General features: G+C 72.4%; 25 protein-coding genes and 1 tRNA gene. 14 read left to right on the top strand and 12 right to left on the bottom strand.

Annotation, left to right across the window (positions count from 1 at the left end):
* The first annotated feature begins 103 nt into the window (after positions 1 to 103).
* Complete coding sequence (locus tag AB0F03_RS06150; RefSeq protein WP_361987022.1) at positions 104 to 379, top strand: hypothetical protein; 276 nt, start codon at positions 104 to 106, stop codon at positions 377 to 379.
* 29 nt (positions 380 to 408) lie between these two features.
* Here AB0F03_RS06150 and AB0F03_RS06145 read toward each other — a convergent pair whose 3' ends face one another.
* The 3 genes from AB0F03_RS06145 to AB0F03_RS06135 form a co-directional block, all read right to left on the bottom strand.
* Positions 409 to 1,155 carry a DUF6227 family protein gene (locus AB0F03_RS06145; protein WP_361987020.1) on the bottom strand — a complete coding sequence of 249 codons (747 nt, stop codon included), beginning with the start codon at positions 1,153 to 1,155 and terminating at the stop codon, positions 409 to 411.
* A gap of 157 nt (positions 1,156 to 1,312) precedes the next feature.
* The gene (locus AB0F03_RS06140) at positions 1,313 to 2,530 is read right to left on the bottom strand and encodes an Ig-like domain-containing protein (RefSeq protein ID WP_361987018.1); all 1,218 of its coding nucleotides are present in this window, start codon (positions 2,528 to 2,530) and stop codon (positions 1,313 to 1,315) included.
* Positions 2,531 to 2,740: 210 nt separating this feature from the next.
* The gene (locus AB0F03_RS06135; RefSeq protein WP_361987017.1) at positions 2,741 to 3,766 is read right to left on the bottom strand and encodes a P1 family peptidase; all 1,026 of its coding nucleotides are present in this window, start codon (positions 3,764 to 3,766) and stop codon (positions 2,741 to 2,743) included.
* A gap of 91 nt (positions 3,767 to 3,857) precedes the next feature.
* Here AB0F03_RS06135 and AB0F03_RS06130 point away from each other — a divergent pair, with 91 nt between their 5' ends.
* Positions 3,858 to 4,034, top strand: coding sequence for a hypothetical protein (locus AB0F03_RS06130; RefSeq protein ID WP_361987015.1), 177 nt, complete (start codon positions 3,858 to 3,860; stop codon positions 4,032 to 4,034).
* Positions 4,035 to 4,053: 19 nt separating this feature from the next.
* On the opposite strand, the gene AB0F03_RS06125 is transcribed toward AB0F03_RS06130, so the two are convergent.
* The 6 genes from AB0F03_RS06125 to AB0F03_RS06100 form a co-directional block, all read right to left on the bottom strand.
* A complete protein-coding gene (locus tag AB0F03_RS06125; protein WP_361987013.1) occupies positions 4,054 to 4,530 on the bottom strand; it encodes an MscL family protein in 477 nt (158 codons plus the stop codon).
* A 138-nt stretch (positions 4,531 to 4,668) separates the two neighbouring features.
* Positions 4,669 to 5,304: a hypothetical protein gene (locus AB0F03_RS06120; RefSeq protein WP_361987012.1), complete on the bottom strand. Its 636-nt coding sequence runs from the start codon at positions 5,302 to 5,304 to the stop codon at positions 4,669 to 4,671.
* A 181-nt stretch (positions 5,305 to 5,485) separates the two neighbouring features.
* The gene (locus tag AB0F03_RS06115; protein WP_361987011.1) at positions 5,486 to 6,319 is read right to left on the bottom strand and encodes an S-methyl-5'-thioadenosine phosphorylase; all 834 of its coding nucleotides are present in this window, start codon (positions 6,317 to 6,319) and stop codon (positions 5,486 to 5,488) included.
* 99 nt (positions 6,320 to 6,418) lie between these two features.
* Positions 6,419 to 6,733: an FmdB family zinc ribbon protein gene (locus AB0F03_RS06110; RefSeq protein WP_361987009.1), complete on the bottom strand. Its 315-nt coding sequence runs from the start codon at positions 6,731 to 6,733 to the stop codon at positions 6,419 to 6,421.
* A 67-nt stretch (positions 6,734 to 6,800) separates the two neighbouring features.
* On the bottom strand, positions 6,801 to 8,096 hold the full coding sequence (locus AB0F03_RS06105) for an MFS transporter (RefSeq protein WP_361987007.1): 1,296 nt from the start codon (positions 8,094 to 8,096) through the stop codon (positions 6,801 to 6,803).
* 289 nt (positions 8,097 to 8,385) lie between these two features.
* Entirely contained in the window at positions 8,386 to 9,912 is a 1,527-nt protein-coding gene (locus AB0F03_RS06100) for a potassium/proton antiporter (RefSeq protein WP_361987488.1), read from the bottom strand.
* A 192-nt stretch (positions 9,913 to 10,104) separates the two neighbouring features.
* Here AB0F03_RS06100 and AB0F03_RS06095 point away from each other — a divergent pair, with 192 nt between their 5' ends.
* Positions 10,105 to 12,984 (top strand): penicillin acylase family protein, encoded by a 2,880-nt coding sequence (locus tag AB0F03_RS06095; protein ID WP_361987005.1) that lies wholly within the window; start codon positions 10,105 to 10,107, stop codon positions 12,982 to 12,984.
* A gap of 93 nt (positions 12,985 to 13,077) precedes the next feature.
* On the opposite strand, the gene AB0F03_RS06090 is transcribed toward AB0F03_RS06095, so the two are convergent.
* A complete protein-coding gene (locus AB0F03_RS06090) occupies positions 13,078 to 13,698 on the bottom strand; it encodes a 5-formyltetrahydrofolate cyclo-ligase (protein ID WP_361987486.1) in 621 nt (206 codons plus the stop codon).
* A 97-nt stretch (positions 13,699 to 13,795) separates the two neighbouring features.
* Between AB0F03_RS06090 and galU the strand changes: the two genes are divergently transcribed.
* The 7 genes from galU (at position 13,796) to AB0F03_RS06055 (ending at position 19,440) form a co-directional block, all read left to right on the top strand.
* Positions 13,796 to 14,707, top strand: coding sequence for a UTP--glucose-1-phosphate uridylyltransferase GalU (gene galU, locus AB0F03_RS06085; RefSeq protein WP_361987003.1), 912 nt, complete (start codon positions 13,796 to 13,798; stop codon positions 14,705 to 14,707).
* Positions 14,704 to 16,026 (top strand): gephyrin-like molybdotransferase Glp, encoded by a 1,323-nt coding sequence (gene glp, locus AB0F03_RS06080; RefSeq protein WP_361987001.1) that lies wholly within the window; start codon positions 14,704 to 14,706, stop codon positions 16,024 to 16,026. The genes galU and glp overlap by 4 nt, the downstream gene beginning before the upstream one ends.
* A gap of 127 nt (positions 16,027 to 16,153) precedes the next feature.
* Complete coding sequence (gene moaC / locus AB0F03_RS06075) at positions 16,154 to 16,666, top strand: cyclic pyranopterin monophosphate synthase MoaC (RefSeq protein WP_361986999.1); 513 nt, start codon at positions 16,154 to 16,156, stop codon at positions 16,664 to 16,666.
* Positions 16,663 to 17,202, top strand: a complete 540-nt coding sequence (locus tag AB0F03_RS06070) for a molybdenum cofactor synthesis domain-containing protein (protein WP_361986997.1) — start codon at positions 16,663 to 16,665, stop codon at positions 17,200 to 17,202. Before moaC ends, AB0F03_RS06070 begins: the two co-directional genes overlap by 4 nt.
* Before the next feature lie 20 nt (positions 17,203 to 17,222).
* Positions 17,223 to 17,876: a GNAT family protein gene (locus AB0F03_RS06065; RefSeq protein WP_361986995.1), complete on the top strand. Its 654-nt coding sequence runs from the start codon at positions 17,223 to 17,225 to the stop codon at positions 17,874 to 17,876.
* 173 nt (positions 17,877 to 18,049) lie between these two features.
* On the top strand, positions 18,050 to 19,270 hold the full coding sequence (glpR, locus tag AB0F03_RS06060) for a gephyrin-like molybdotransferase receptor GlpR (RefSeq protein WP_361986993.1): 1,221 nt from the start codon (positions 18,050 to 18,052) through the stop codon (positions 19,268 to 19,270).
* Positions 19,271 to 19,366: 96 nt separating this feature from the next.
* Positions 19,367 to 19,440, top strand: a tRNA-Ala gene (locus AB0F03_RS06055).
* A gap of 161 nt (positions 19,441 to 19,601) precedes the next feature.
* On the opposite strand, the gene AB0F03_RS06050 is transcribed toward AB0F03_RS06055, so the two are convergent.
* A complete protein-coding gene (locus AB0F03_RS06050; RefSeq protein ID WP_361986991.1) occupies positions 19,602 to 20,078 on the bottom strand; it encodes a GNAT family N-acetyltransferase in 477 nt (158 codons plus the stop codon).
* An 82-nt stretch (positions 20,079 to 20,160) separates the two neighbouring features.
* Here AB0F03_RS06050 and AB0F03_RS06045 point away from each other — a divergent pair, with 82 nt between their 5' ends.
* Positions 20,161 to 20,964 carry an exodeoxyribonuclease III gene (locus AB0F03_RS06045; protein ID WP_361986989.1) on the top strand — a complete coding sequence of 268 codons (804 nt, stop codon included), beginning with the start codon at positions 20,161 to 20,163 and terminating at the stop codon, positions 20,962 to 20,964.
* A 5-nt stretch (positions 20,965 to 20,969) separates the two neighbouring features.
* Here AB0F03_RS06045 and AB0F03_RS06040 read toward each other — a convergent pair whose 3' ends face one another.
* Positions 20,970 to 21,674 (bottom strand): MerR family transcriptional regulator, encoded by a 705-nt coding sequence (locus AB0F03_RS06040; RefSeq protein WP_361986987.1) that lies wholly within the window; start codon positions 21,672 to 21,674, stop codon positions 20,970 to 20,972.
* Positions 21,675 to 21,806: 132 nt separating this feature from the next.
* Between AB0F03_RS06040 and AB0F03_RS06035 the strand changes: the two genes are divergently transcribed.
* From AB0F03_RS06035 to AB0F03_RS06025, 3 genes are read left to right on the top strand one after another with little or no spacing between them, the layout of a single operon-like run.
* Entirely contained in the window at positions 21,807 to 23,333 is a 1,527-nt protein-coding gene (locus tag AB0F03_RS06035; RefSeq protein WP_361986986.1) for an NAD(P)/FAD-dependent oxidoreductase, read from the top strand.
* The gene (locus AB0F03_RS06030) at positions 23,330 to 24,310 is read left to right on the top strand and encodes an alpha/beta hydrolase (RefSeq protein ID WP_361986984.1); all 981 of its coding nucleotides are present in this window, start codon (positions 23,330 to 23,332) and stop codon (positions 24,308 to 24,310) included. Before AB0F03_RS06035 ends, AB0F03_RS06030 begins: the two co-directional genes overlap by 4 nt.
* On the top strand, positions 24,307 to 25,191 hold the full coding sequence (locus AB0F03_RS06025; RefSeq protein WP_361986983.1) for an SDR family oxidoreductase: 885 nt from the start codon (positions 24,307 to 24,309) through the stop codon (positions 25,189 to 25,191). The genes AB0F03_RS06030 and AB0F03_RS06025 overlap by 4 nt, the downstream gene beginning before the upstream one ends.
* The last annotated feature ends 61 nt before the right edge of the window (positions 25,192 to 25,252 follow it).

Genomic DNA, 25,252 nt, shown 5'->3' with positions numbered 1-25,252 from the left:
GCGGCGCCTTGTCCCTTTAGTTCGCTGTGAGTTGTTCACGGCACCTGCGAGATACGTCACGGTCCGGGCCCGAAGTCCCGGACCGTGGTGTGTACTGGGATGCATGCCTGACCACGCCCCGACCCTCCAGCTGATCGGCGTGGCCGTCCTCGCTGTGGCGGCCGTCGCCTGGGCCGTCGTCCTGGTGCGTCTGCTCCGCCTGCTGCGCCGCACCGGCCCCCGGGCCACCGCCCGGCGCTCCACCGCCCGGCGCGGCCCCGCGCGGCTCCCGGCCCTGCCGCGTCAGACCCGGGTCGGCCCCCCGCTGGAGTCCGTCGAGCTGACACCCGCGGAACAGGACGCGTTCGCCGGCCTGGTGCGGCAACTCGCCGGCGGCTGACCGGGGGGCGGTTTCCGCCCCCGCCGCCGCTACCCCTGTCGCGCCGCGCGCCTCTCCATGGCCTCACGGGCCGCGTCCTCCGACATGTACACCTCGCACATGTGCCGCCCGTCGGGGGTCGCCGTGTGCTCGACCTCCCACAGCGAGAGCTCGGTGCCGTCCGGCAGCAGGAAGGCGTGCTCGTACAGCGTGTAGCTCAGCCCCGCCCGTCCGGCCCGGCCGGGCCGTCCGAAGGCCTGGGTGATCCCGTGAGCGGTCGCCGTCGCCAGCAGCGCCGCCGTGTCCGCGCCGGGCCGGTCGGCGTTCTCCGCGCGGCGCAGCAGCCGGCGGGCGTGGTCCGCCGAGTCACCGGAGGCGAACACGTGCCGGGGCTCGGGAACCGCCCACAGCCGCATCAGCGCGGGCAGCTCGAACTCCCGGGTGTCCGGCGGCATCCCCAGCCGTGCCGTGGCGGCCTGTAGCTCCTCCTCGTCGGCGTACACCTCGTGCTCCGGCGCGCTGCCGGGCATGGGGTTGTGCGCCAGCTCCCACAACGTCACCGCCGTGCCGTCGGCGAGCAGCCAGGTGTGGCGGTACGTCTCCCGGTGCAGCCCCGCGCTGTGGTACGCGGAGTGCAGCGAACTGTCGTGCGCCAGCGCGCAGTCCAGTCGCCGTATCACCTCGTCGGGCAGTTCGAAGGAGTTCAGGGCACGGCCGAGGAGTCGCGCGAGATGCTCCTCAGGAGACTCGGGCGACTCGGCTGGTTCGTACGCTGCGGTCTCGTACGGAACGCTCAAGGCATCTCCCGGCGTTGCTGCATGTCACCTTGTGGGTGCATACCGTAGCCCCTCGGTCGGACATCATGCCCGGGAACCCGGAAAACGTGCGCCGGGAAAACGCGCGGGCCGCGCGAAATGTTCCCGCGCGGCCCGTCGTACCGTCAAAAGCCGCCGGTCAGAGGGCACTCCCGGCGGTCCAGGCGCTCCATGACATGTTCCAGCCGTTGAGGCCGTTGTCGGGGGCGACCGTCGCGTCGGGGGAGTTCTTGACGATCACGACATCCCCGACGAGCGTGTTGTCGTAGAACCACTTGGCGGAGGTGTCGCCCTGTGCTCCCTGCACGTCCGCGAGCCCGACACAGCCGTGGCTGGTGCCCTCCCGGCCGAAGGGCGGGTTGCCCTTGTTGTACCAGTAGTTGCCGTGGATGAACGTCCCCGACGACGTCAGCCGCATCGCGTGCGGGACGTCCGCGATGTCGTACTCCCCGCCGAACCCGACCGTCGAGCCGTTCATGCGGGTCTGCACGAACTTCTCGGAGATCACCATCTGCCCGTTGTACGTCGTGTGCTGCGCGCTGCCCGCCGATATCGGCACCGACCTGAAGGTCTTGCCGTCCCGCACCACCGTCATGGTCTGCGTGCCGGCGTCGACCGTGGAGACCTGCGAGCGCCCGACGGTGAAGGAGACGTTCTTCTTCTGCACCCCGTAGACGCCCTTCGCGCCCTCGACCCCGTCCAGGTCGACCTTCATCGTGACCTTGGACCCGGCCTTCCAGTACTCCTGCGGCCTGAAGTCCAGGCGCCGGTCCCCGAACCAGTGCCCGACCACCTGCTGACCGCTGCTGGAGTTCACCGCGATGTGCGACTGCACGGCCTTCTTGTCGGTGATCGCCTTGTCGAAGGTGAACGACACCGGCATGCCCACGCCGACGGTCGTGCCGTTGTCCGGCGTGTAGGTGCCGATGAAGCTGTTCGACGTGGTGACGGTGGTGAAGATGGAGTTCGCCGCCGCCGTACGGCCCCGGGAGTCCTTCGCGGTCGCGGCTATCCGGTACTTCGTCCCGCGCTCCAGGTGCTCCTTCGGCTTCCAGCTGCCGCCGTCCGCCGATATCGCCCCCGGCACGGTCTGCCCCGACCCGGCCACGGTCATCTTCACGTCGGTCAGCCTGCCGTCGCTGACCTTCACCCCGGTGGCGTTGATGGACGCGCCGGTCGAGCCGTCCTTGGCCGATATCGCTATCTCCGCCGTCGACGTCTTCGGGGAGCCCTGGGTGCCCTTGCCGTCGTCGTCGCCGCCGTCGGCGCCACCGCAGGCGGTCAGGGTGAGGGCGCCGACCATCAGGGCGGCACAGGCCCCGAGTGCGCGCCGCGCTGCAATGTCCGGCGTTGTCACGGGCTGCTCCAGTTCGTGTGATGTGCGTGGTCCGTTCCAGTGCGTGGAGAAAGAGGGGACCGACGCCGGTCGAGGTTCCCTCCGGTCCTCATGAACGCCATCACGTGACAGAACCGCGACAAAACACCGCCGTCAGCCGCACCCCCCGCCCCGGCCGGCCCTCCTGCGAACCGGCACGCGGCGACCGCCCGCGCGGCGACCACCCGTGCCCTACGCCTGCCCGTACAGCTCCCCGTACGCCGGCCACCCCCCTCCCGGCCCGTCGACCGACTCGGCGGCGCGCACCGCCCGTACGATCGCGCGCGTCACCAGATCCGCGCCGGCGGCCAGGATGTCGTTGAGCGCCAGGGGATGCGCGTCGAGCGCTCGGGTGCCGGTCGCCAGCGCGAACACCGTGTCCCCGTCGTGCAGGAGGTGCACGGGCCGCACCGCGCGCGCGATCCCGTCGTGCGCCGTGCCGGCCAGCTTCTGCGCCTGCGCCTTGGAGAGGCCGGCGTCCGTCGCGACCACCGCCAGCGTCGTGTTGAGCGGCGCCGGCGCGTCCCGGCCGGCGATCTCGTCGAGACGCCGGCGCGCGGCCTCGTGCACACGCCGCTCCGGATACGCCACCCGTCCCTGGAACAACTCCCCGTACAGCACGCCCGTGTCGGGGTCCGCGACCGACCCGGCCGCGTTCACGACCACCAGCGCCGCCACGGTGACGCCCGAGCCGAGCACGGTGCTCGCGGTGCCCACCCCGCCCTTGAGCCGCCCCGCGACGGCGCCCGTGCCGGCGCCCACGCACCCCTGCGGCACCCGGGCGCCGGGCGGACAGGCCGCCGCGGCCTCCACCGCCGCGCGTCCCGTCGCCGCGTCCGGACGTGCCCGGAAGTCACCGCCGCGCCCCAGGTCGAAGACGCACGCGGCGGGCACCACCGGCACGACGTGTGCCGGATCCGTCCCCACCGGCACCCCACGCCGCTGTTCCTCCAGCCAGGCCATCACCCCGGAGGCCGCGTCGAGGCCGTACGCGCTGCCTCCGGTCAGCACGACGGCGTCGACCTTCCGCACCAGGTTGCGCGGGTCGAGCGCGTCGGTCTCCTTGGTGCCGGGGCCGCCGCCGCGCACGTCCACGGCGGCGACGGCACCGCCTTCGGGGGCGAGGACGACCGTGGTGCCGGTGAGCCAGCCGCCACCGCTGCGGGTCGCGTGCCCCACCCGCAGTCCGGCGACGTCGGTCAGTGCGTCAGCTGTCATGGACGCCAGTCTGGCCCAGCCCGTCTCCGTCGAGGAGTGACGGCGGGAACACCGCGCCCGGCCGCTCCGGCCGGAGCCGTACCCTGGTGGCATGAGCACCGCCCCCGAACCCGCGCCGCGTGACCCGAAGCCCGCGCTGGTCTTCGACGACCCGCTGGAGCAGCAGTCCTCGGACGACACCGACCGCGGGTGGGGCGAGCGACCGGACGGTGACAGCGCCGCCGACCTGAAGCGCTTCCTCGACGAGAAACCGCCCCACCACCTCTGAGCCGGCCGCGCGGGAACCGCTAGCGCTCGTGGTTCCCGGCGCCGCGCTGCGCCACCAGCGCGTCGCGGATCTCCTTGAGCACCTCCAGCTCGGACACCTGCACGACCTCCTTCGTGCCCTCCCGTGCCGCCCTGCGCGCCGCCTGCCGCGCGAGGTACTTCGACATGGGCAGCACCATCAGGAAGTACACCACCGCGGCGGTGGTCACGAAGGTGAGCGTGGCCCCGAGGACCGACCCCCACAGGATCGGCACGCCGCTCCTGACCGTGCCGTTCGCGCTCACCTCGCACGGGGCTTTCAGGCAGGAGCTGTAGTTGTCGAGATTCTGGGTGCCGATCGCTCCGACCAGCGGGTTGATGATTCCCTTCACCACCGCGTTGACGATGTTCGTGAAGGCCGCGCCGATCACGACCGCCACCGCCAGATCGACGACGTTGCCGCGCATCAGGAAGGCCTTGAAGCCGTGCCAGACGCTCGGTTCCCTCTTCGCGCTCACCTGGGGGACTCTCCTCGCATGCACAGGATGTGGAACAAAACCCTCCGCAACCTACGGCACGGTGCGGCCCTGGTGTCCAGTCCCGTAGCTTGATCGATACCCGCGACAGGAGGCCGCCGAGCACGCGGGCGAGCCGGGTCAGCACAGTGTCACCGCCAGGCGGGCCGTGGCGCTGGCGCCGGCCAGCCGGGCCGCCGTGGCCCGCGGCGCCGCCAGCACGACCAGGGCCCCGCTCCCGGCCGTGCCGTCCAGCGACTCCGGCACCTCGGTCACCCGCACACCGCGCGCGAGCACCCGGGCGCCGCCCCCGGCCGACGGGTCCTCGGCGGCGATGACGTCGACCCGGTCACCGGGCCGCAGGAGCCGCACCGTGGCGGCGTCGGCGATCCGCACGGGTGCCGCCACCATGTCCACCGCCGCGTGCCGTCGTACGGGTTCCGCCGGCCGGTGTCCGCGGGCGCGGTCGGTGCCGTGCGGTTCCGGTGCGGTCCGGGGGCCGGCGGCCACGAGTGCCGCCGCGGTCACCGCGAGGCCGGCCGCGACGGCCCTCCTGCGGTGCCGCACCAGCCGTTGCAGCTGGTACCGCCCGCCGCGCACGCGCACCGGATCGAATGCCGGCACCTCACGGGTCGCCGGGGCATCCGTGCCGAGCGGGAGCGGGGGCCGGAGCGGGGCCGGCAGCGCGGCGCGAGCGGGTGGGCGGGCAGGAGAGGAGCGGGAGCCCGGAAGAGGGGGCGGGGTGGACGCGTACGGGGTGGGCGAGGGCGAGGGCATGGGGATCACCGCCTGCGACGAGGAATTCGGCTTGCCCTGCCACGATGAGGCCTGGCGCCGGATCCCGCCGGAGTCGGTGGATCACCGGCCGACTGTGGACAACTCGCTCACTCGAACGGGCAGTTCCGCCCGCCGCCGCCCCCCCCGGCCTCCGCACGCCGCCCCAGCCGCCCCCCACGCGTCACGGCAGTTCGAACCCCGGGTCCATCCCGCCGAGCCCGGTCACGCACAGGCAGTCCCGCGCCCCGGTGTCCGGCAGTGCCGCCACCGCGTCGAACAGGACGCCGCGCAGCCGGTCCACGTTGGCCGCGAACACCCGCAGCACCTCCTCGTGGGAGACGCCCTCGCCGGTCTCGGCGCCCGCGTCGAGGTCGGTGACCAGGGTCAGCGACGTGTAGCACAGCTCCAGTTCCCGGGCGAGCGCCGCCTCGGGGTGGCCCGTCATGCCCACCACCGACCAGCCCTGTGCCTGGTGCCACAACGATTCCGCACGCGTGGAGAAGCGCGGTCCCTCGACCACCACCAGCGTGCCGCCGTCCACCGGCTCCCAGTCCTGTCCGCGCGCCGCCTTCAGCGCGGTCGCGCGCCCGGTGGGGCAGTACGGGTCGGCCATGGACACGTGCACCACGTTCGGCACGGTGCCGTCGGGCAGCGGCAGCCCGTCGAAGTACGTCTGCGCCCTGGACTTCGTACGGTCCACGAACTGGTCCGGGACGAGCAGGGTGCCGGGGCCGTACTCGGGGCGCAGACCGCCCACCGCGCAGGGGGCGAGAACCTGCCGGACACCCACCGAGCGCAGGGCCCACAGGTTGGCGCGGTAGTTGATGCGGTGCGGCGGCAGATGGTGGCCCCGGCCGTGCCGGGGCAGGAAGGCGACCCGCCGGCCGGCGATCTCGCCGAGGAAGAGGGAGTCGCTGGGCGCCCCGTAGGGGGTGTCGACCTGGACCTCGGTCACGTCCTCGAGGAACGAGTAGAAGCCCGAGCCGCCGATTACACCGATCTCTGCGTTCGCCATGACCAGCACACTAGCTGGCGGCTGACGCCTGGGGGAGCCGGTGCCGGAGAGCGCCGAAGACCCCGCCGTCGTACGACGGCAGGGTCCGGGTGAGAGGTCTCAGGCGGCGGAGCTGCTGGACGAGCCGGAGCCCGACGCGGACGAGCCGGCAGAGGACGACGTCGTCGACGAGGTCGCCTTCGAGTCGGACGACGAGCCCGACGACGGCTTCGACGCCGGCGCGCTGCTCGACGTGGAGCCCCGCGAGTCGTTGCGGTAGAAGCCGGAGCCCTTGAAGACGATGCCGACCGCGGAGAACACCTTCTTCAGGCGGCCCTGGCAGTTGGGGCACACGGTCAGAGCGTCATCGGTGAACTTCTGCACCGCCTCGAGGCCCTCGCCGCACTCGGTGCACTGGTACTGGTAGGTCGGCACTGTCTTCCTCCTGGCACTCTCACTCAATGAGTGCTAACGACGGTCCATAGTGACGTATTCCCGGGGATCAGTCCACCGTGACCGGCACGCGGTGACCGACGCCACGCGCGACCGTACGGTTGCGGGGCCGCGCGATCAGCCGTGAGCGCAGCGCCAGCAGGGTGATCAGCGCGAGTACGGTGCCGGCCATGGGCACCAGGAATCCCGCGCCGTCCCACAGCCGGTCCTCCAGCTGTCCGGCGACCGTCACGGCGGCGGCCTGGCCGAGCGCGACCGCGCCGGTCAGCCAGGTGAAGGCCTCCGTGCGGGCACCGGCCGGGACCAGGCCCTCGACCAGCGTGTAGCCCGTGATCAGCGCCGGTGCGATGCACATGCCGACCAGCAGGCCGAGCGCGGCGAGCAGCAGCACCGAGTGCGCCGTCCACAGGGCGGACGCGGCCAGCGCGAGCGCCGTGTAGCCGACGACCAGGCGCTTGTGGGGGGCCACCTTCCAGGCGATCGCGCCGCAGACGATGCCGGACAGCATGTTGCCGGTGGCGAAGGTGCCGTAGAGGACGCCGTTCAGGCCGGGCTCGCCGATCGACTCGGTGAACGCCGCGAGCGACACCTGCATGCCGCCGAAGACCGAGCCGATCCCCAGGAAGGTCACGACCAGCACGCGTACGCCGGGAATGCGCAGGGCGGAGACGTGCTGCACGCGCGCGTGCCCGTCGCCGCCGGTCACCGGTGGCTGCGTGCTCTTCCGGGCCGCGAACAGCAGGCCGCCGACGAGGGTCAGGGCGGCCTCCGTGACCAGGCCCGCCGCCGGTGCCACGGCCGTGCTCAGGGCGGTCGCCAGCAGGGGGCCGAAGACGAAGGTCAACTCGTCGGTGACCGACTCGAACGCCGCCGCGGTGGTCATCAGGGGCGAGTCCTGGAGCTTCACGCCCCAGCGGGCCCGCACCATCGGGCCGACCTGCGGCACCGAGGCGCCCGTCGGGACGGCCGCGAGGAACAGGGCCCACAGGGGTGCGTGCCCCAGGGCGAGTGCCGTCAGCGTCAGGCCGGCGAGGGTGTGCACCAGGACGCCGGGGATCAGCACGGCACGCTGTCCGTGGCGGTCCGCGAGACGGCCGCTGTAGGGCGCGAACAACGCCATGGAGACGCCGGTGGCGGCAGCGACGGCGCCCGCCGCGCCGTACGAGCCGGTGGTGTGCTGCACGAGCAGCACGATGGAGATGGTGAGCATCGCGAACGGCTGACGCGCCGCGAAGCCGGGGACCAGGAATGTCCAGGCGCCGCGGGTGCGCAGCAGCTGTCCGTATCCCGGGCGGGACGACGCCTGCGGGTTCTCCGCCGGCTCGCTGGTGACCGTGGACGCCACGGCCCGTGCCTTTCTTCCGCCTGGTAGCGCGCCCGTGCGGGGGCGCCGAGAGCTGTCCTCTTGCGCGGAACTGCGGTAGATACCGGGCCTCTGCGAAAGGGCGTTTCCGGCCGCCATACGGTCGCGCCAGCTCTGCATCAGGCAGAGTTGGTTCGATCAGTGCGCCTTTATCCTACAGGGATCATGTCCTTGTGCTCCTGTGAAAGAGAGCACCGTCGGGCATGTTCGCCTGTGTTTGGCGCGGGTGCGCCTCGTACGCGACGTGGCCGTAACGCGCTGCGCCGGCGCGTCACCGCCCGCCGTCCGTCTCCTCGATGCCCAGCCAGCTCGCCAGCTTGCCGCCGCGGGCGACCGCGCGCAGCCGGCGTTCGGCCGCGTCGCGGACCGGATCGGTGGCGACGACCAGCAGTTCGTCGCCCCGCCTGAGCACCGTCGAGGGCAGCGGAACGAACGACTTCTCCGCCCGCACCACGAGGGTGACGGCGGCGCCGGCCGGCAGCCGCAGCTCGTTGACCTCCACGCCGTGCATCCGTGAGCCCTCGGGGATCGAGACGGACAGCAGGTGCCCGCGCAGCCGCTCCAGGGGCGCCGACTCGATGCCGAGGTCGGAGGCCTCGCCCTGCTCGCCCAGGCGCAGGGTGCGCGCCAGCCACGGCAGGGTCGGTCCCTGGACGAGGGTGTAGACGACGACCAGCACGAAGACGATGTTGAAGATGCGGTGGCTGCCGGTGACGCCGTTCACCATGGGGATGGTCGCCAGGATGACGGGCACGGCGCCGCGCAGTCCGGCCCACGACATCAGGACCTGTTCCTGCCACGGCACCCGGAACGGGGCCAGGCTGGACACCACGCTCAGCGGCCGGGCCACCATGGTCAGGATCAGCCCGATGACCAGCGCGGGCCAGACGTCGTCGCCCAGCTCGTGCGGGGTGACCAGCAGGCCGAGCACGACGAACATGCCGATCTGGGCGATCCAGCCGAGCCCCTCGGCGAAGCCGCGCGTGGCGGGCCAGTGGGGGAGCTTGGCGTTGCCGAGCACCATGGAGGCCAGGTAGACGGCCAGGAAGCCGCTGCCGTGCGCCAGGGCGCCGGCGGCGTACGCCGTGACGGCGATCGCCAGCACGGCGATCGGGTAGAGGCCGGAGGCGGGCAGGGCCACGTGCTTGAGCCCCCAGGAGCCGAACCAGCCCACCGCGAGCCCCAGGACCGCGCCGATGGCCAGCTCCAGGAATATCTCGCCCAGCAGCACGTACCAGTGGTCGACCGGACCCGCGGTGGAGAAGGCGACGACGAGGATGACCACCGGGGCGTCGTTGAAGCCGGACTCCGCCTCCAGCGTGCCCGTCACGCGCGCGGGGAGCGGGATGCGCCGCAGTACGGAGAAGACCGCCGCCGCGTCCGTCGACGACACCACCGCCCCGATGATGAGCGCCTGCCGCCATTCCAGGCCGACCAGGTAGTGCGCGCCCGCCGCGGTGACCCCCACACTGACCGCGACTCCCGCCGTGGCCAGGACGGAGGCGGAGGGCAGGACGGGCCGGACCTCCTTCCACTTCGTGCCCAGGCCGCCCTCGGCGAGGATCACGACGAGGGCCGCGTACCCCATGACCTGGGTCACCTCGGCGCTGTTGAAGTGGATGTCGCCGATGCCGTCCTGGCCCATGAGGACGCCGATGCCGAGGTAGACGAGCAGGCTGGGGAGCCCGCTGCGCGAGGAGATCCGGACGGCCGCGACGGCGACCAGCAGGACGAGGGAGCACACGAGCAGGAGCTGGTTGAGGTGGTGAACAGTCAGCGGGCGTTCCTCCTCCGGGATGTCCGGTTACTTCGTTACCTTACCTAACTCTTGACGCTTTCTTGACGTTCCACAAGGCAAGATCGAACGCCCGTGCACGCCGGTTCCCGACTCCGCGTCAAGCGGCACATGGCCCTGCGCCTATGGTTGCTCCAGCGCTCATTCGAAGTCACAGCCCGACCTGCCGCTCGCGTTAGGACAGCAAGGACAGCGATGCCCCCCAACACCACCGCCACAACGGGTGACAAGCCCGCCAAGTCCGGCAGGAAGAAGGGGCGCAAAGCCCGACTCGTCGTGCTCTTGCTGGTTCTGGCCCTCATCGGAGGCATCGCCTACGGGGCGTACTGGTCGATCAGCACCGTCCGCGCCTCCTTCCCGCAGACCACGGGTTCGATCAGGCTCGAGGGCCTGTCCGGGCCGGTCGACGTCAGGCGGGACGGCCACGGCATCCCGCAGGTCTACGCCTCCTCCGACGAGGACCTGTTCATGGCGCAGGGCTATGTCCAGGCGCAGGACCGGTTCTACGAGATGGACGTGCGCCGGCACATGACCTCCGGCCGCCTGTCGGAGATGTTCGGCAAGGGCCAGGTCAAGAACGACGAGTTCCTGCGCACCCTCGGCTGGCACCGGATCGCCCAGCGGGAGTACGACACCAAGCTGTCGCCCGCCGCGAAGAAGTACCTCCGGGCATACGCCGAGGGCGTCAACGCCTACCTCAAGGGCAAGGACGGCGCGGATCTCTCCCTGGAGTACGCGGCCCTGGGGCTGACCAACGACTACACGCCGGAGAAGTGGACCCCGGTCGACTCCGTGGCCTGGCTGAAGGCGATGGCCTGGGACCTGCGCGGCAACATGCAGGACGAGATCGACCGCGCCCTGATGACCAGCCGTCTCGGCCCGCAGCAGATCCAGGAGCTGTACCCGCAGTACCCCTACGGCCGCCACAAGCCGATCGTGCAGGAAGGCCAGTACGACGAGCTGAGCAAGAGCTTCCAGCAGAGCGGCGGCACGGGCACCTCGCAGCCCACGGGCACGACGGGCACTACGGGTACCACAGGCACGACCGGCACCACGGGTACGACGGGTGCGACCGGCACGACCGGCACCACGGGTGCGAGCGGCACCACGGGCACGACGGGCACGACCGGTACCTCGGGCACCACGGGCACCACCACCGGCGCGAGCGGTTCCGGCCTCACGAGCCAGCTGGGCGGCCTCTACAACGTCCTGGACAACGTGCCCGCGGCGGTCGGCGTGAACGGTCAGGGCATCGGTTCGAACTCCTGGGTCGTCGCCGGGAAGTACACCGTCAGCAAGAAGCCCCTCCTCGCCAACGACCCGCACCTGTCGGCGTCCCTGCCGTCCGTCTGGTACCAGATGGGCCTGCACTGCCGGACCGTGTCGAGCAAGTGCCAGTACGACGTCGCCGGCTACACGTTTGCCGGGATGCCCGGTGTGATCATCGGCCACAACGCGAAGATCGCCTGGGGGCTGACCAACTCCGGCGTCGACGTCACCGACCTGTACCTGGAGAAGGTGACCGCGAACGGTTACCTGTACGACGGCAAGGTGCGGCCCTTCAAGACCCGCGAGGAGACCATCGAGGTCGCCGGCGGCCAGTCCAAGACGATCGTCGTCCGGCAGACCCAGGACGGCATGCCCCTGCTGTCCGACCGCGACGACGAACTCGTCCAGGTCGGCAGGAAGGCCGCCGTCAACACCGCCGCGCCCGACCGCGGCGACGGCTACGGCATCGCCCTGAGGTGGACCGCGCTCGACCCGGGCACCACCATGGACGCGGTGTTCGCCCTCGACAAGGCGTCGGACTGGAGCGAGTTCCGCTCGGCGGCGGCCCTGTTCGACGTGCCCTCGCAGAACCTGGTCTACGCCGACACGGACAACCACATCGGCTACACGCTGCCCGGCAAGATCCCCACGCGCTCCGCCGCGGACGACGGTTCCGTCCCGGCGCCCGGCTGGGAGTCGAAGTACCACTGGACCGGCTTCGTCAAGCAGGACGAGCTGCCCTACGAGTACGACCCCGCGCGCGGCTACATCGTCACCGCCAACCAGGCCGTCGTCGGCAAGGACGCGTACCCGTACACGCTCACCGCCGACTGGGGCTACGGCACCCGCAGCCAGCGCATCACCGACCTGATCGAGTCCAAGATCAAGGACGGCGGCAGGATCTCCACCGACGACATGCGGCAGATGCAGCTGGACAACAGCAGCGAGATCGCCAAGCTCCTGGTGCCCAAGCTGCTGAAGCTCGACCTGGACGACCCGGACGTCCGTGAGGCGCAGAAGCTGCTGGAGGGCTGGGACTACACCCAGGACGCCGACTCCGCCGCGGCCGCCTACTTCAACTCGGTGTGGCGCAACATCCTCAAGCTCGCCTTCGGCAACAAGCTCCCCAAGGAGCTGCGCGTCAAGGGGCAGTGCCTGTGGGTCGACAAGATCGACAGCACCGGCCCGGTGGACGACGACACCAAGGTCCGCGAGTGCGGCCAGCGTGACGCCGACCAGGCACAGCCGGATGGCGGCGACCGCTGGTACGAGGTCGTGCGCACCCTGATGGACAAGCCGGACAGCGACTGGTGGAAGACGCCCAGGTCGGGCACCCGCCCCGGCGCGGCCAACCGCGACCAGCTCTTCGCCCGCGCGATGATCGACGCCCGCTGGGAGCTGACCGCCAAGCTCGGCAAGGACATCGACACCTGGAGCTGGGGCCGGCTGCACCGCCTGTTCCTGAAGAACCAGACGCTCGGCACCGAGGGCCCCAAGGCCGTGCAGTACCTGCTCAACCGCGGCCCCTGGAAGCTCAGCGGCGGCGAGGCGGCGGTGAACGCGTCCGGCTGGAACGCCGCCGGCGGCTACAACGTCGTGTGGGTGCCGTCCATGCGGATGGTCGTCAACCTCGCCGACCTCGACAAATCCAAGTGGATCAACCTGACGGGTGCCTCCGGGCACGCCTTCAGCGCGCACTACACGGACCAGACGGGCATGTGGGCCAAGGGCGAACTGCTGCCCTGGTCGTTCTCGGACAAGGCGGTCGGCAGGAGCACGAGCGACACCCTCGTCCTGAAGCCGTGAGCCGCTGACGGCACCGCACGGGAAAAGGCCCTCCACGCGCGCGTGGAGGGCCTTTTCCCGTGCGCGAAGCCCGGTGGACCTGCGGGGCGCCGGTCAGGCGGGCGCGAAACGGTGTACGCCGCGAGGCGTCACCGCCGCGTGCACGGGCTTGTCGTGCGCCTCGGCCGGGACGCGCGCGACGATCTCCGTGTCGTACAGCAGCACCACGAGCCGGGGGCGGGCGCCCGCTCCCTCGAGACGGGCCAGCACCCGGTCGTACGAGCCTCCGCCGCGCCCCAGGCGCATCCCGCGCCCGTCCACCGCGAGTCCCGGCAGCAGGACGACGTCCGCGTCCGTCACGGCGTCCGGGCCGAGGCGCGCGCCGGACGGCTCGGACAGCGTCATCCGCCCGCCGTGCCGGACCCGCGCGAGGGAGTCCGGGCCGGTGTACTCGCCCCAGTCCAGATCGTTGTCGGGCAGCAGCACGGGGAGCAGCACGCGCACCCCGCGGGCGCGCAGCGCGTCCAGCAGCGCGAGGGTGCCCGGTTCGCCGCCCACGGAGACGTACGCCGCCACCGTGCGCCCGCCCGCCAGCTCGGGCAGCTCCAGCGCGCGTTCCGCCAGCGCCCGCCCCGCCGTGCGGACGTCATCCGCCGTCAACCTGTTCCTCACCGCGAGGATCTCCCGCCGCAACGTGGCCTTGTCAGGCTCGCCCGTACGTCCGCCGTGTTCCACTGGTCGTTCTCGCACCCTTCTCTTAATGCAGGCGATATGAGGGTCAACCAACCGGAGCCACAGATCTCCCACAAAGGCACCGGATATGGTTGCGGGCATGACTCAGTCCCACCCCAGGATCAGCAAGGCTGTCATCCCCGCGGCAGGCCTCGGCACCCGGTTCCTGCCGGCGACCAAGGCCACTCCCAAGGAGATGCTGCCGGTCGTAGACAAGCCGGCGATCCAGTATGTGGTCGAGGAGGCCGTGGCGGCGGGACTCGACGACGTCCTCATGGTCACCGGGCGCAACAAGCGCCCCCTGGAGGACCACTTCGACCGCAACTACGAGCTGGAGTCGGCGCTCGGCAAGAAGGGCGACGCCGAACGCCTCGCGAAGGTGCAGGAGTCCAGCGACCTGGCCACCATGCACTACGTGCGCCAGGGCGACCCCCGCGGGCTCGGGCACGCCGTGCTGTGCGCCGCCCCGCACGTCGGCCACGAGCCGTTCGCCGTCCTCCTCGGTGACGACCTCATCGACCCGCGGGACCCGCTGCTCCAGCGCATGATCGAGGTCCAGGAACGGCACGGCGGCAGCGTGATCGCCCTCATGGAGGTCGCGCCCGAGCAGATGCACCTGTACGGCTGCGCGGCCGTGGAGGCCACCGTCGACGGCGACGTGGTCAAGGTGACCGGACTGGTCGAGAAGCCGGACCCGGCGGACGCCCCGTCGAACTACGCGGTCATCGGCCGCTACGTCCTCGACCCGCACATCTTCGGCATACTGCGCACCACCGAGCCGGGCCGCGGCGGCGAGATCCAGCTGACCGACGCCCTCCAGCAGCTCGCCCAGGACGAGAAGGCCGGCGGCCCCGTGCACGGCGTCGTCTTCAAGGGCCGCCGCTATGACACCGGCGACCGTGGCGACTACCTCCGTGCCATTGTCAGACTCGCATGCGAACGTGAGGACCTGGGCCCGGACTTCCGGACCTGGCTCCGCAGTTACGTAGCCGAGGAGATGCAGCAGCCTTGACCAGCGCCGCGACCCGCCCCGCCGGCCCGGACGACCTGTGGTCGGTGGACGAGCACCTGGAGGACATCCTCTCCACCGTCCGCCCCCTGGAACCCATCGAGCTGCAACTGCTCGACGCCCAGGGCTGTGTCCTGGTCGAGGACGTCACGGTGCCGGTGTCCCTGCCGCCGTTCGACAACAGCTCCATGGACGGGTACGCGGTGCGGGTCGCGGACATCGCGGGCGCCGGCGAGGAGTTCCCCGCCGTCCTGGAGGTCGTCGGGGACGTCGCGGCGGGCGCGGCCGACCCGGTCCGGGTCGGCCCCGGGCAGGCCGCGCGCATCATGACCGGCGCGCCGCTGCCGCCCGGCGCCGAGACCGTCGTCCCCGTCGAGTGGACCGACGGAGGACTCGGCGAGGGCCCGGTGAGCGGCATGCGGTCACGCAGCCTGGCTCCCCAGGGCGCCGAGGGGCAGGTGTGCGTGTACCGGTCCGCCGCGGCACGCGCGCACGTACGCGCCAGGGGCAGCGACGTGAAGGCCGGTGACCTGGCCCTGGAGGCGGGCACGGTCCTCGGCCCGCCGCAGCTCGCCCTGCTCGCCGCGATCGGCCGCGGCACGGTCCGGGTGCGCCCGCGCCCGCGCGTGGTCGTCCTGTCCACCGGCAGCGAACTCGTCCAGCCCGGTGAGGAACTGGGCCCCGGCCAGATCCACGACTCCAACAGCTTCGCGCTCACCGCCGCCGCGCGGGACGCGGGCGCCATCGCCTACCGGGTCGGTGCCGTCGCCGACGACGCCGAGACCCTCCGCTCCACCATCGAGGACCAGCTGATCCGCGCGGACCTGCTGGTGACCACGGGCGGGGTGAGCGTCGGGGCGTACGACGTCGTCAAGGAGGCGCTGTCGTACGCCGCCGACGCGGACGAGGCGGGCAGCGGTGTGGAGTTCCGCAGGCTCGCCATGCAGCCCGGCAAGCCCCAGGGCTTCGGCTCCATCGGCCCCGACCACACCCCGCTGCTGGCCCTGCCCGGCAACCCGGTGTCGTCGTACGTCTCCTTCGAGCTGTTCGTCCGTCCCGCGATCCGCACGCTGTCGGGCCTCAAGGACATCCACCGGCCCCGCGCGCGGGCAGAGCTCACGGCGGACGAGGCGCTGCGCTCGCCCCGGGGGCGCCGCCAGTTCCTGCGCGGCGTCCACGCCGGCGGGAAGGTCAGCCCCGTGGGCGGCGCGGGCTCCCACCTGATCGCGGCGCTCGCGCGGGCGAACGCGCTGATCGTCGTGCCCGAGGACGTGGAGTCGGTGGAGCCCGGCACCGAGGTGGAGGTCGTCCTCCTCGGCTGACGCACGCGCGCGTGCCCGTCCACAGGTGGATCCTCGTCGGCTGCGCGTCCCGGCTTGGCGGTAGCGTGTCGGGCACAGCAGGCCCGCGCACCGCACCGCGCCGGGCCCGGACCGGGAGCGCCACACCATGACTGTGCCTTCCCGGGGGGAGACCCCCGGACGCCCTGTGCAGGACCGACTGACGCACATCGACGAGGCGGGCGCGGCCCGCATGGTCGACGTGTCCGGGAAGGACGTGACCGAGCGCACCGCCCGCGCCGGCGGCCGGGTCCTCGTCTCACCGCGCGTGGTCGAGTTGCTGCGAGGTGAGGGGATGCCCAAGGGGGACGCCCTCGCCACCGCCCGCATCGCGGGGATCATGGGCGCCAAGCGCACCCCCGATCTCATCCCGCTGTGCCACCCGTTGTCGGTGTCCGGTGTGAGACTGGACCTGTCGGTCGCGGACGACGCCGTGGAGATCCGGGCCACCGTGAGGACGACGGACCGCACGGGCGTCGAGATGGAGGCCCTCACCGCGGTGACGGTCGCCGCGCTCACCGTGATCGACATGGTCAAGGCGGTCGACAAGGGAGCGGTCATCACGGACGTACGGGTGGAGGAGAAGACGGGCGGCGCGTCGGGCGACTGGAGCCGGTCATGACCGGCGACGGCACGACCGGCGGGGCGCTGCGGGCGCCGTACGCCGCGCTGGTCGTCACCGCGTCCAACCGGGCCGCCGCCGGGGTCTACGAGGACAGGGGCGGCCCGCTGGTCGTGCAGGGCCTGGAGGGCTTCGGCTTCGCCGTGGACGGGCCGCGGGTGGTGCCCGACGGTGATCCGGTCGAGGCGGAACTGCGGGCGGCCGTGGAGGCCGGGTACGACGTGGTCGTCACCACCGGCGGTACGGGCGTCTCGCCCACCGACCGCACCCCCGAGGCGACCCGCGCGGTCATCGACCACGAGGTGCCGGGCATCGCGGAGGCCGTCCGCGCGTACGGGCGGGACAAGGTGCCCACCGCCGCGCTGTCCCGGGGACTCGCGGGCGTGGCCGGCGGAACGCTGATCGTCAACCTGCCCGGGTCCACCGGAGGGGTGCGGGACGGCCTCGCCGTCCTGGAGCCCCTCCTCGTGCACGCCGTCGACCAGATCCGCGGCGGTGACCACCCCAGACCCGGCAGCGGTGGGGGTGCGAGCTGAACAGCCCTGCCTGGCCCGCCGTGCTGGCGGACGGCGAGGTCGTCCTCCGGCCGATAAAGCTGCGCGACCAGCGGGTCTGGCGCGAGGTGAACCGGCGCAACCGCGACTGGCTGCGGCCCTGGGAGGCGACCATCCCGCCGCCCACGCCGAGCGGGCCGGTCGCGCACCGGCCGACCTACCGCCAGATGGTCCGGCATCTGCGGGCGGAGGCCGGCGCGGGCCGGATGCTGCCGTTCGTCATCGAGTACCAGGGGCGGCTCGTCGGACAGCTGACGGTCGCCGGGATCACCTGGGGGTCGATGTGTTCCGGACACGTCGGTTACTGGGTGGACCAGGGGGTGGCCGGCCGCGGGGTGATGCCGACGGCCGTCGCGCTCGCGGTGGACCACTGTTTCCGCACCGTCGGACTGCACCGCGTCGAGGTCTGCATTCGCCCCGAGAACCGGCCGAGCCGCCGGGTCGTGGAGAAACTCGGATTCCGCGAGGAGGGGGTCCGGCCGCGTTATCTGCACATCGACGGGGCCTGGCGCGACCACCTGGTCTTCGCGCTCACCGCGGAAGAGGTGCCCGACGGGCTGCTCAGCCGCTGGCACCGGGCGCGCTCGCGCGAGGCCCGGCGCGCCGAGGGCTCGGCCGGCGCCCCGGGGAATCCCGCCGAGCGCCCGAGGAATTGAATATGTGTTCGAAATTGATCGGGTGTTGACCGTTCGTGCGGCGCATAATTCGCGCCTACGGCGGTCCGCTGATCGCATCGGTCCCAAAAAATGCTGGAAATATCAGCCGGATCGTGCGACACACCGGCCCAATTGGCGGATGGCCCCACGCAAACCCCTCTACCGTGTGAGGCGTGAGCAGCAGCGGCCTCATCTACGCAGTCATTGTCGGGGCCTGGGCCGCCTACTTGGTGCCGATGTGGCTCCGTAGGCAGGACGAGCTGAACGAGGCCCGTCCGACGGAACGCTTCAGCACCGCCATCCGGCTGCTGTCCGGACGGGCGGGGATGGAGCGCCGGTACGCCAGGGACCTGCGGGCGCGCTCCACCCAGGAGGGGGAGCCGGACGCCGGCGATCCGGACGCGGTCACCGACTCGGTGGACGTCCGGGCCTTCGCCATGCCTCCGACCCGCCGTCAGACCGCCCCGGACGCCGGGCCCGAGACACCCGGCACCGCCGAACCGGCACGCGACCAGGCCGCCGGGCCGGCGGCCGGACCGGCGGCCGGACCGGCGGCCGGGCCTGGATCCGGCCACCCGCCCGGGATCCCGCCCCAGCGGGAGCCGGCCGTCCGGCGCGAACCCTCGGCACAGGCGGCCGAGGCGCGCGCCCGGCGCTCGAAGGTGCTCGCGCGCCGGCGGCGCACCACCGTGATGCTCTTCCTCGCCTTCACGCTCGGCGCGATCGTCGCCGCCGTCGGCGGGCTCGCCTTCCTGTGGGTGCCCGCCGTGCCGGCCGTGACGCTCAGCGGCTACATCGCCTATCTGCGGGCGCAGGAGCGCCGCCGGTTCGCCTACCAGATGGACCGCCGGCACGCCGAGGTGGCCGCCCAGCGCCTGCGCGAGCGCCAGCCGCGCCGCCGGGCCCCGCTCGACGCCGGCCCCGGCGCGGACCAGCCGGAGGAGGGTCCGGACAGCGGCACGGACACCGGCCTGTCCGCGCTCGCCGCGGACCGCCGTGCGCTCGTCGAGCAGACCGACCACGCCGAGTGGGTCGACCAGCAGCGGGAGCGGCAGCGCAGGCCCGGGCACGGGGACAGCTGGGACCCGGTGCCGGTTCCCCTGCCGACGTACGTCACCGCGCCGGTCGCTCCGCGCGCCACCTCCGACGTGGATCTGGGGGCGCCCGACACCTGGAGTTCGGCGCGCTCCAGCGCGGTCGCGCCGGAGCGCGAGGCGGGCCACGCGCCGCAGGGCGAAGCGGACGAGGCGGCCTCCGCGTCCGGGGAGAAGCCGGTGGCCGGCCGCAGCGACGTCCGCCGTGCGGCCTCCGCGCGCCGGGCGCGGGAACGCGGCCGTACGCCTCTCTTCGACCAGTACGACGAGGGTGGGCGCCCGCGCGCGGCCAACGAGTGACCCCGGCCGCCCGCACCCCTCCCGGCCCGCCCTGACCAGTCAGGGAGCGGATTTCCGGGCACCGCGATCGGGATGCTAGAGTTTCACTCGTTGCAAGGGCCTGTGGCGCAGTCCGGTAGCGCACCTCGTTCGCATCGAGGGGGCCAGGGGTTCGAATCCCCTCAGGTCCACGCACAACTGTCCCCGAGTCAGCTCGGGACGGTGAACGAAGATCCCGCCGATCATCACGATCGGCCGGGATCTTCGTCGTTTCACGGGCATGGCGCGTGGCCGGGTCCGCGCCGCCGGGGAAGCGGTGCGGGGGCGGGGCGGGACCCGGCGCGTGGATGGCTCACAGGCGCTTGGCGTAGCAGCGGCTGTCCTCGTAGTGGCGGTAGTAGCCGAACTTCACGCAGGGCTCGTAGCCGCTGGAGGTGTACAGCGCGATCGCCTCGGGCTGCTTGGTGCCCGTCTCCAGGACCATGCGCAGCCGGCCGGCCGCGCGGGCGTCCTCCTCCAGGGCCGCGAGGATGCGGCGGGCCAGGCCGCGGCCCCGCATGCCCTCGACGACGTACATGCGCTTGAGTTCGGCGTCGCCGTCCTCGTTGCCCTCCTCGTTGCGGTCCTGGCCGCGCCAGCCGCCGGTGGCCACGGGGCGGTCGTGCTCGTCGTACGCGATCAGGTACAGGCCCCGGGGCGGGTCGAAGTCGGCGGGGTCGAGGGCAGTGGCGTCGCCCCCGTCGCCGTAGCGCAGGTGGTACTCGGCCTGGACCTCGTCGTTGAGCTTGGTGGCGTCGGGGTGATCGAACCGAACGCGACGTATATTCATTCTGGGTATCGTACTTCTATGCAGTAGGCGGCAGGGGTCGGGCTCGTGCGGACCCTGACCAGTGTGCCGGTAGGGTGCCCGGGTGCTGACTGTGACCTCCGTGAACGTGAATGGACTGCGGGCCGCCGCGAAGAAGGGCTTCGTGGAGTGGCTCGCCGGGACCGGGGCGGACGTCGTCTGCCTCCAGGAGGTCCGCGCCGAGCCGCACCAGCTCCCCGAGGAGGTCCGCGGCCCCGACGGCTGGCACGTCACCCACGCCCCGGCCGCCGCGAAGGGCCGCGCGGGCGTCTCCCTCTACACGCGCCGCGAACCCGACCGGGTCCGGGTCGGCTTCGGCTCGGCCGAGTTCGACGGCAGCGGGCGCTACGTCGAGGCCGACCTGCCCGGCGTCACCGTCGCCTCCCTCTACCTGCCCTCCGGCGAGGCCGGCACCGAGCGGCAGGACGAGAAGGTCCGCTTCATGGACGAGTTCCTCACCTACCTGAAGGACCTGCGGGAGCGGGCCGCCGCCGACGGGCGCGAGGTGCTGGTCTGCGGCGACTGGAACATCGCCCACCGGCAGGCCGACCTGAAGAACTGGCGCGGCAACACCAAGAACTCCGGCTTCCTGCCCGAGGAGCGCGCCTGGCTCGGCCGGGTCCTCGAACCGGCGGACGGCGGCTACGTCGACGTCGTCCGCGCGCTCCACCCGGACACCGAGGGCCCGTACACGTGGTGGTCGTACCGGGGGCGGGCCTTCGACAACGACTCGGGGTGGAGGATCGACTACCAGATCGCCACGCAGGGGCTCGCCGGCCGGGCGGTCAAGGGTTTCGTCGAGCGCGCGGCCACGCATGCCGAGCGGTGGTCGGACCACGCGCCGGTCACCGTCGTGTACGACCTGTAGCGGGCCTACGGGTGCCCCTGGCCGCGCTCGGCCATGCGGCGGTCCAGGGCCAGGGAGAGTTCCGCCTCCACCACGCTGCGGGCCAGCGGGCGCAGGCGGTGGAGGTCCTCCTCGGGGGCGTGGCGCAGGATCAGGCCGGTGAAGAGGGCGGCCAGGGTGTCGGCGTGTTCGCGGACGCGGGCGCCGGCCGCCAGGACCTCGGCGAGCGGTATGCCCTCGCGGACCAGGGCGGAGGAGACGTCGAGCAGGCGCCGGCTGATGTGGACGATCTCGTCGCCGTCGGTGCCGAGGTAGCCCAGTTCCATGGCGGCGGCGAGGTTGTCGGGGGTGACCTCGCCCTCGAAGCGGGCGGCGAGCTCCTCGGGGGTGAGGCGGACCGGCTCCTCCTCGCTGGGGGTGCCCACGCCGAGCAGGTCGGCGACGTCGCGTCCGTGGTCGAAGGCCTCGGCCAGCTCGGCGATGCCGGTCAGGGTGTGGCCGCGCTCCAGGAGGGCCGCGACGGTGCGCAGCCGGGCCAGGTGGTGGTCGTCGTACCAGGCGATGCGGCCCTCGCGGCGGGGTGGCGGCAGCAGTCTGCGCTCGCGGTAGAAGCGCAGGGTGCGCACGGTGATGCCGGCCAGCCGGGCCAGTTCCTCCGTGCGGTACTCGCGGGGCGCCGGGGGGTGCGCCGCCCGGGGGCCGGCCTCGAAGTGCTCTGCGTCCTCTGCCACGACCGCAGCCTATGGCGTACCGCCGGTAACTTCCTTCTCCCGCCCCCTACCGCTCGGTACGGAGCTGCTCTACAGTCCCATTGCGCCAGTGTTCACTGGCAGGGTTTCTAGGTGATGCGTGGAGGTCTCGGGATGACCGAGCACGAGCATGTGCGGGTGGCGGTGATCGGGTCCGGCTTCGGCGGTCTCGGGGCCGCCGTGCGGCTGCGCCGGGAAGGGATCACCGACTTCGTCGTCCTGGAACGGGCCGACAGCGTCGGTGGCACCTGGCGGGACAACAGTTACCCCGGGTGCGCCTGCGACGTGCCCTCCCACCTCTACTCCTTCTCCTTCGCGCCGCACCCCGACTGGCCGCGCACCTTCTCCGGGCAGCGGCACATCCGGGCCTACCTGGAGCACGTCACCGACCTGTTCGGACTGCGCCCGCACCTGCGTCTGGGCTCCGAGGTCAAGCTGATGACCTGGGACACCGAGAAGCTGCGGTGGACCGTCGAGACCACGCGCGGCACGCTGACCGCCGACGTCGTCGTCTCCGCCACCGGGCCGCTGTCCGACCCGAAGATCCCCCGCATCCCGGGCCTGGAGTCCTTCCCGGGTGAGGTGTTCCACTCCGCTCGCTGGGACCACGACTACGACCTGCGCGGCAAGCGGGTCGCCATGGTCGGCACCGGCGCCTCCGCCATCCAGATCGTGCCCGCCATCCAGCCGCAGGTCGGCCGGCTCACCCTCTTCCAGCGCACCCCGCCGTGGGTGCTGCCCCGCGTCGACCGGGCCATCAGCGGCGCCGAGCGATGGCTGCACCGGCGGCTGCCGGTCACCGCCCAGGTCCGGCGCGGGCTGCTGTGGGGCATCCGCGAGCTCCAGGTCCAGGCGTTCACCAAGCGCCCCGACGAACTCGGCGTCGTCGAACAGCTCGCCAAGCGCAACATGGCCCGTGCCGTCAAGGACCCGGCCCTGCGTGCCAGGCTCACCCCCGACTACCGCATCGGCTGCAAGCGCATCCTGCTCTCCAGCACGTACTACCCGGCGCTCGCCCGGCCCAATGTGGACGTCGTCGCCAGTGGGCTCAGCGAGGTCCGCGGGTCGACGGTCGTCGCGGCCGACGGCACCCAGGCCGAGGTCGACGCGATCATCTTCGGTACGGGCTTCCACGTCACGGACATGCCCATCGCCGAGCGTGTGGTCGGCGCCGACGGCGTGACGCTCGCCGAGTCCTGGAAGGGCGGCATGCGGGCGCTGCGCGGCGCCGCGGCGGCCGGGTTCCCGAACTTCATGACGGTCATCGGGCCCAACACCGGCCTGGGGAACTCCTCCATGATCCTCATGATCGAGTCCCAGCTGAACTACCTGGCCGACTACCTGCGCCAGCTCGGCGTCCTGGGCGACGGCACCGCCCTGGACGCCCGGCCCGCCGCCGTCGAGGCCTGGAACGAGCGGGTGCAGGAGCGCATGAAGCGGACCGTGTGGAACACCGGTGGCTGCACCAGCTGGTACCAGGACGCGAGCGGTCGCAACACCACCATCTGGCCCGGTACGACGACGGAGTTCCGGCGCGCGACCCGGCGGGTGGACCTCGCGGAGTACGAGGTCGTGCGCGCCGCCGGGCGGTCCGCGCCGGCGCGGACCGACGGGACCCGGCAGAGCGAGGCCGCCGCATGAGCCGGCGCACTCCGGTCACCTCCGTGACCTCCGGCCCCTACGCCCCGCCCACCCCCGCCCGCACCCTCACCGTCACGTCCGCCGACGGCGCGCGCCTGCACGTCGAGGTGCACGGCCCGCAGGACGCGCCGCCGGTCGTCCTCTCCCACGGCTGGACCTGCTCGACGGCGTTCTGGGCGGCCCAGATACGGGACCTGGCGGCCGACCACCGGGTGATCGCCTACGACCAGCGGGGCCACGGGCGCAGTCCGTCGAGCCCCGCCTGCACCACCGACGCGCTGGCGGACGACCTGGAAGCGGTGCTCGCGCGGACACTCGCCCCCGGGGAGAAGGCGCTGGTCGTCGGCCACTCCATGGGCGGAATGACGGTCATGGCCGCCGCCGGGCGCCCCCGCTTCCGCGAACACGCCGCCGCCGTCCTGCTGTGCAGCACGGGCAGTTCGCGGCTGATCGCCGAGTCGCTCGTGGTGCCGATGCGCGCCGGGCGCGTGCGCACCTGGCTCACCGGGCGCGTCCTCGGCTCGCGCGCGCCCCTCGGACCGGTCACGCCCCTCGCCCTGCGCGTCCTCAAGTACGGCACCATGGGCGCCGGTTCGGCCCGGCACATGGTGGAGGCGTGCGCGCGCATCGTGCACGGCTGCCCGCGCGCCGTCCGCCACGCCTGGGCCGGGGTGCTGGGCACGCTCGACCTCGACCACGGCGTACGGGAGCTGCACGTGCCGACCGCCGTCCTGTTCGGCACGTCGGACCTGCTCACGCCCCCGGTGCACGCCCGGGCGCTGGTCGCCGCGCTGCCGCGCTGCGTCGGCCTCACCGAGCTGCCCGGCATCGGCCACATGACCCCGATCGAGGCGCCGGAGCCGGTGACCGGCCGCATCAGGGAACTGGCCGGCACGTACGTCACCGGGGCCGACTCCCCGAACTCCCCGGCAGGTTCCCCTGTCACACCCGTACAGCAGGTCAAGGAGGGCGCATGAGCAGGGTCAGCCTCGAAGGACAGGTCGCGGTCGTCACGGGAGCGGCGCGTGGCGTCGGTGAGCTGCTGGCGCGCAGGCTGTCCGCGCGCGGGGCGAAGGTCGCGCTGGTGGGGCTGGAGGAGGAGATGCTCAAGGAGGTCTCCGGGCGGCTGCACGGCGAGAGCGCGCACTGGTACGCCGACGTCACCGACCACGAGGCGATGAGCCGGGTCGCGCGGGAGGTGAAGGAACGGTTCGGGAAGGTCGACATCGTGGTCGCCAACGCCGGTGTGGCGGCCGGCGGTCCGTTCGCCGACTCCGATCCGCAGGCGTGGCGGCGGGTGATCGAGGTGAACCTGATCGGTTCGGCGGTGACCGCGCGGGCCTTCCTGCCGGTGCTGGCCGAGAGCCGCGGCTATCTGCTCCAGGTCGCCTCGCTCGCCGCGCTCACGCCGGCGCCGATGATGTCGGCGTACTGTGCGTCCAAGTCGGGTGTGGAGGCGTACGCGCACAGTCTGCGCGCCGAGGTCGGCCACCAGGGCGTGGGCGTCGGGGTCGCCTATCTGTCCTGGACCGACACCGACATGGTGCGCGGCGCCGACCAGGACGACGTCATGCGGGAGCTGCGCCAGCGGCTGCCGTGGCCGTCGAACAAGACCTACCCGCTGGGTCCTGCCGTGGACCGGCTCGTCGCCGGGATCGAGCGGCGCTCGGCGCATGTGTACGGACAGTGGTGGCTGCGCGGCATGCAGGGCGTGCGCGGCTACCTCCCCGCACTCATCGCCACGGTCGGGCAGCGCGAGATGAAGCGGTTCGCACCCCGGCTCCAGGGGATGCGCTCCGGACTCGTCGGCGCAGGTGGGGCGGCTGACGAGACCGCTCGCGCCACGCACCGTAACTGATCGACATGCACTCCGTGTTCGCCCGTGTGAATCTGGTCGAGGCCCCACCGAGGGGCCGAAT

Source organism: Streptomyces sp. NPDC028722, from assembly GCF_040637655.1.
Classification (GTDB): Bacteria; Actinomycetota; Actinomycetes; order Streptomycetales; family Streptomycetaceae; genus Streptomyces.
This window is presented reverse-complemented; position numbering and strand designations above follow the sequence as displayed.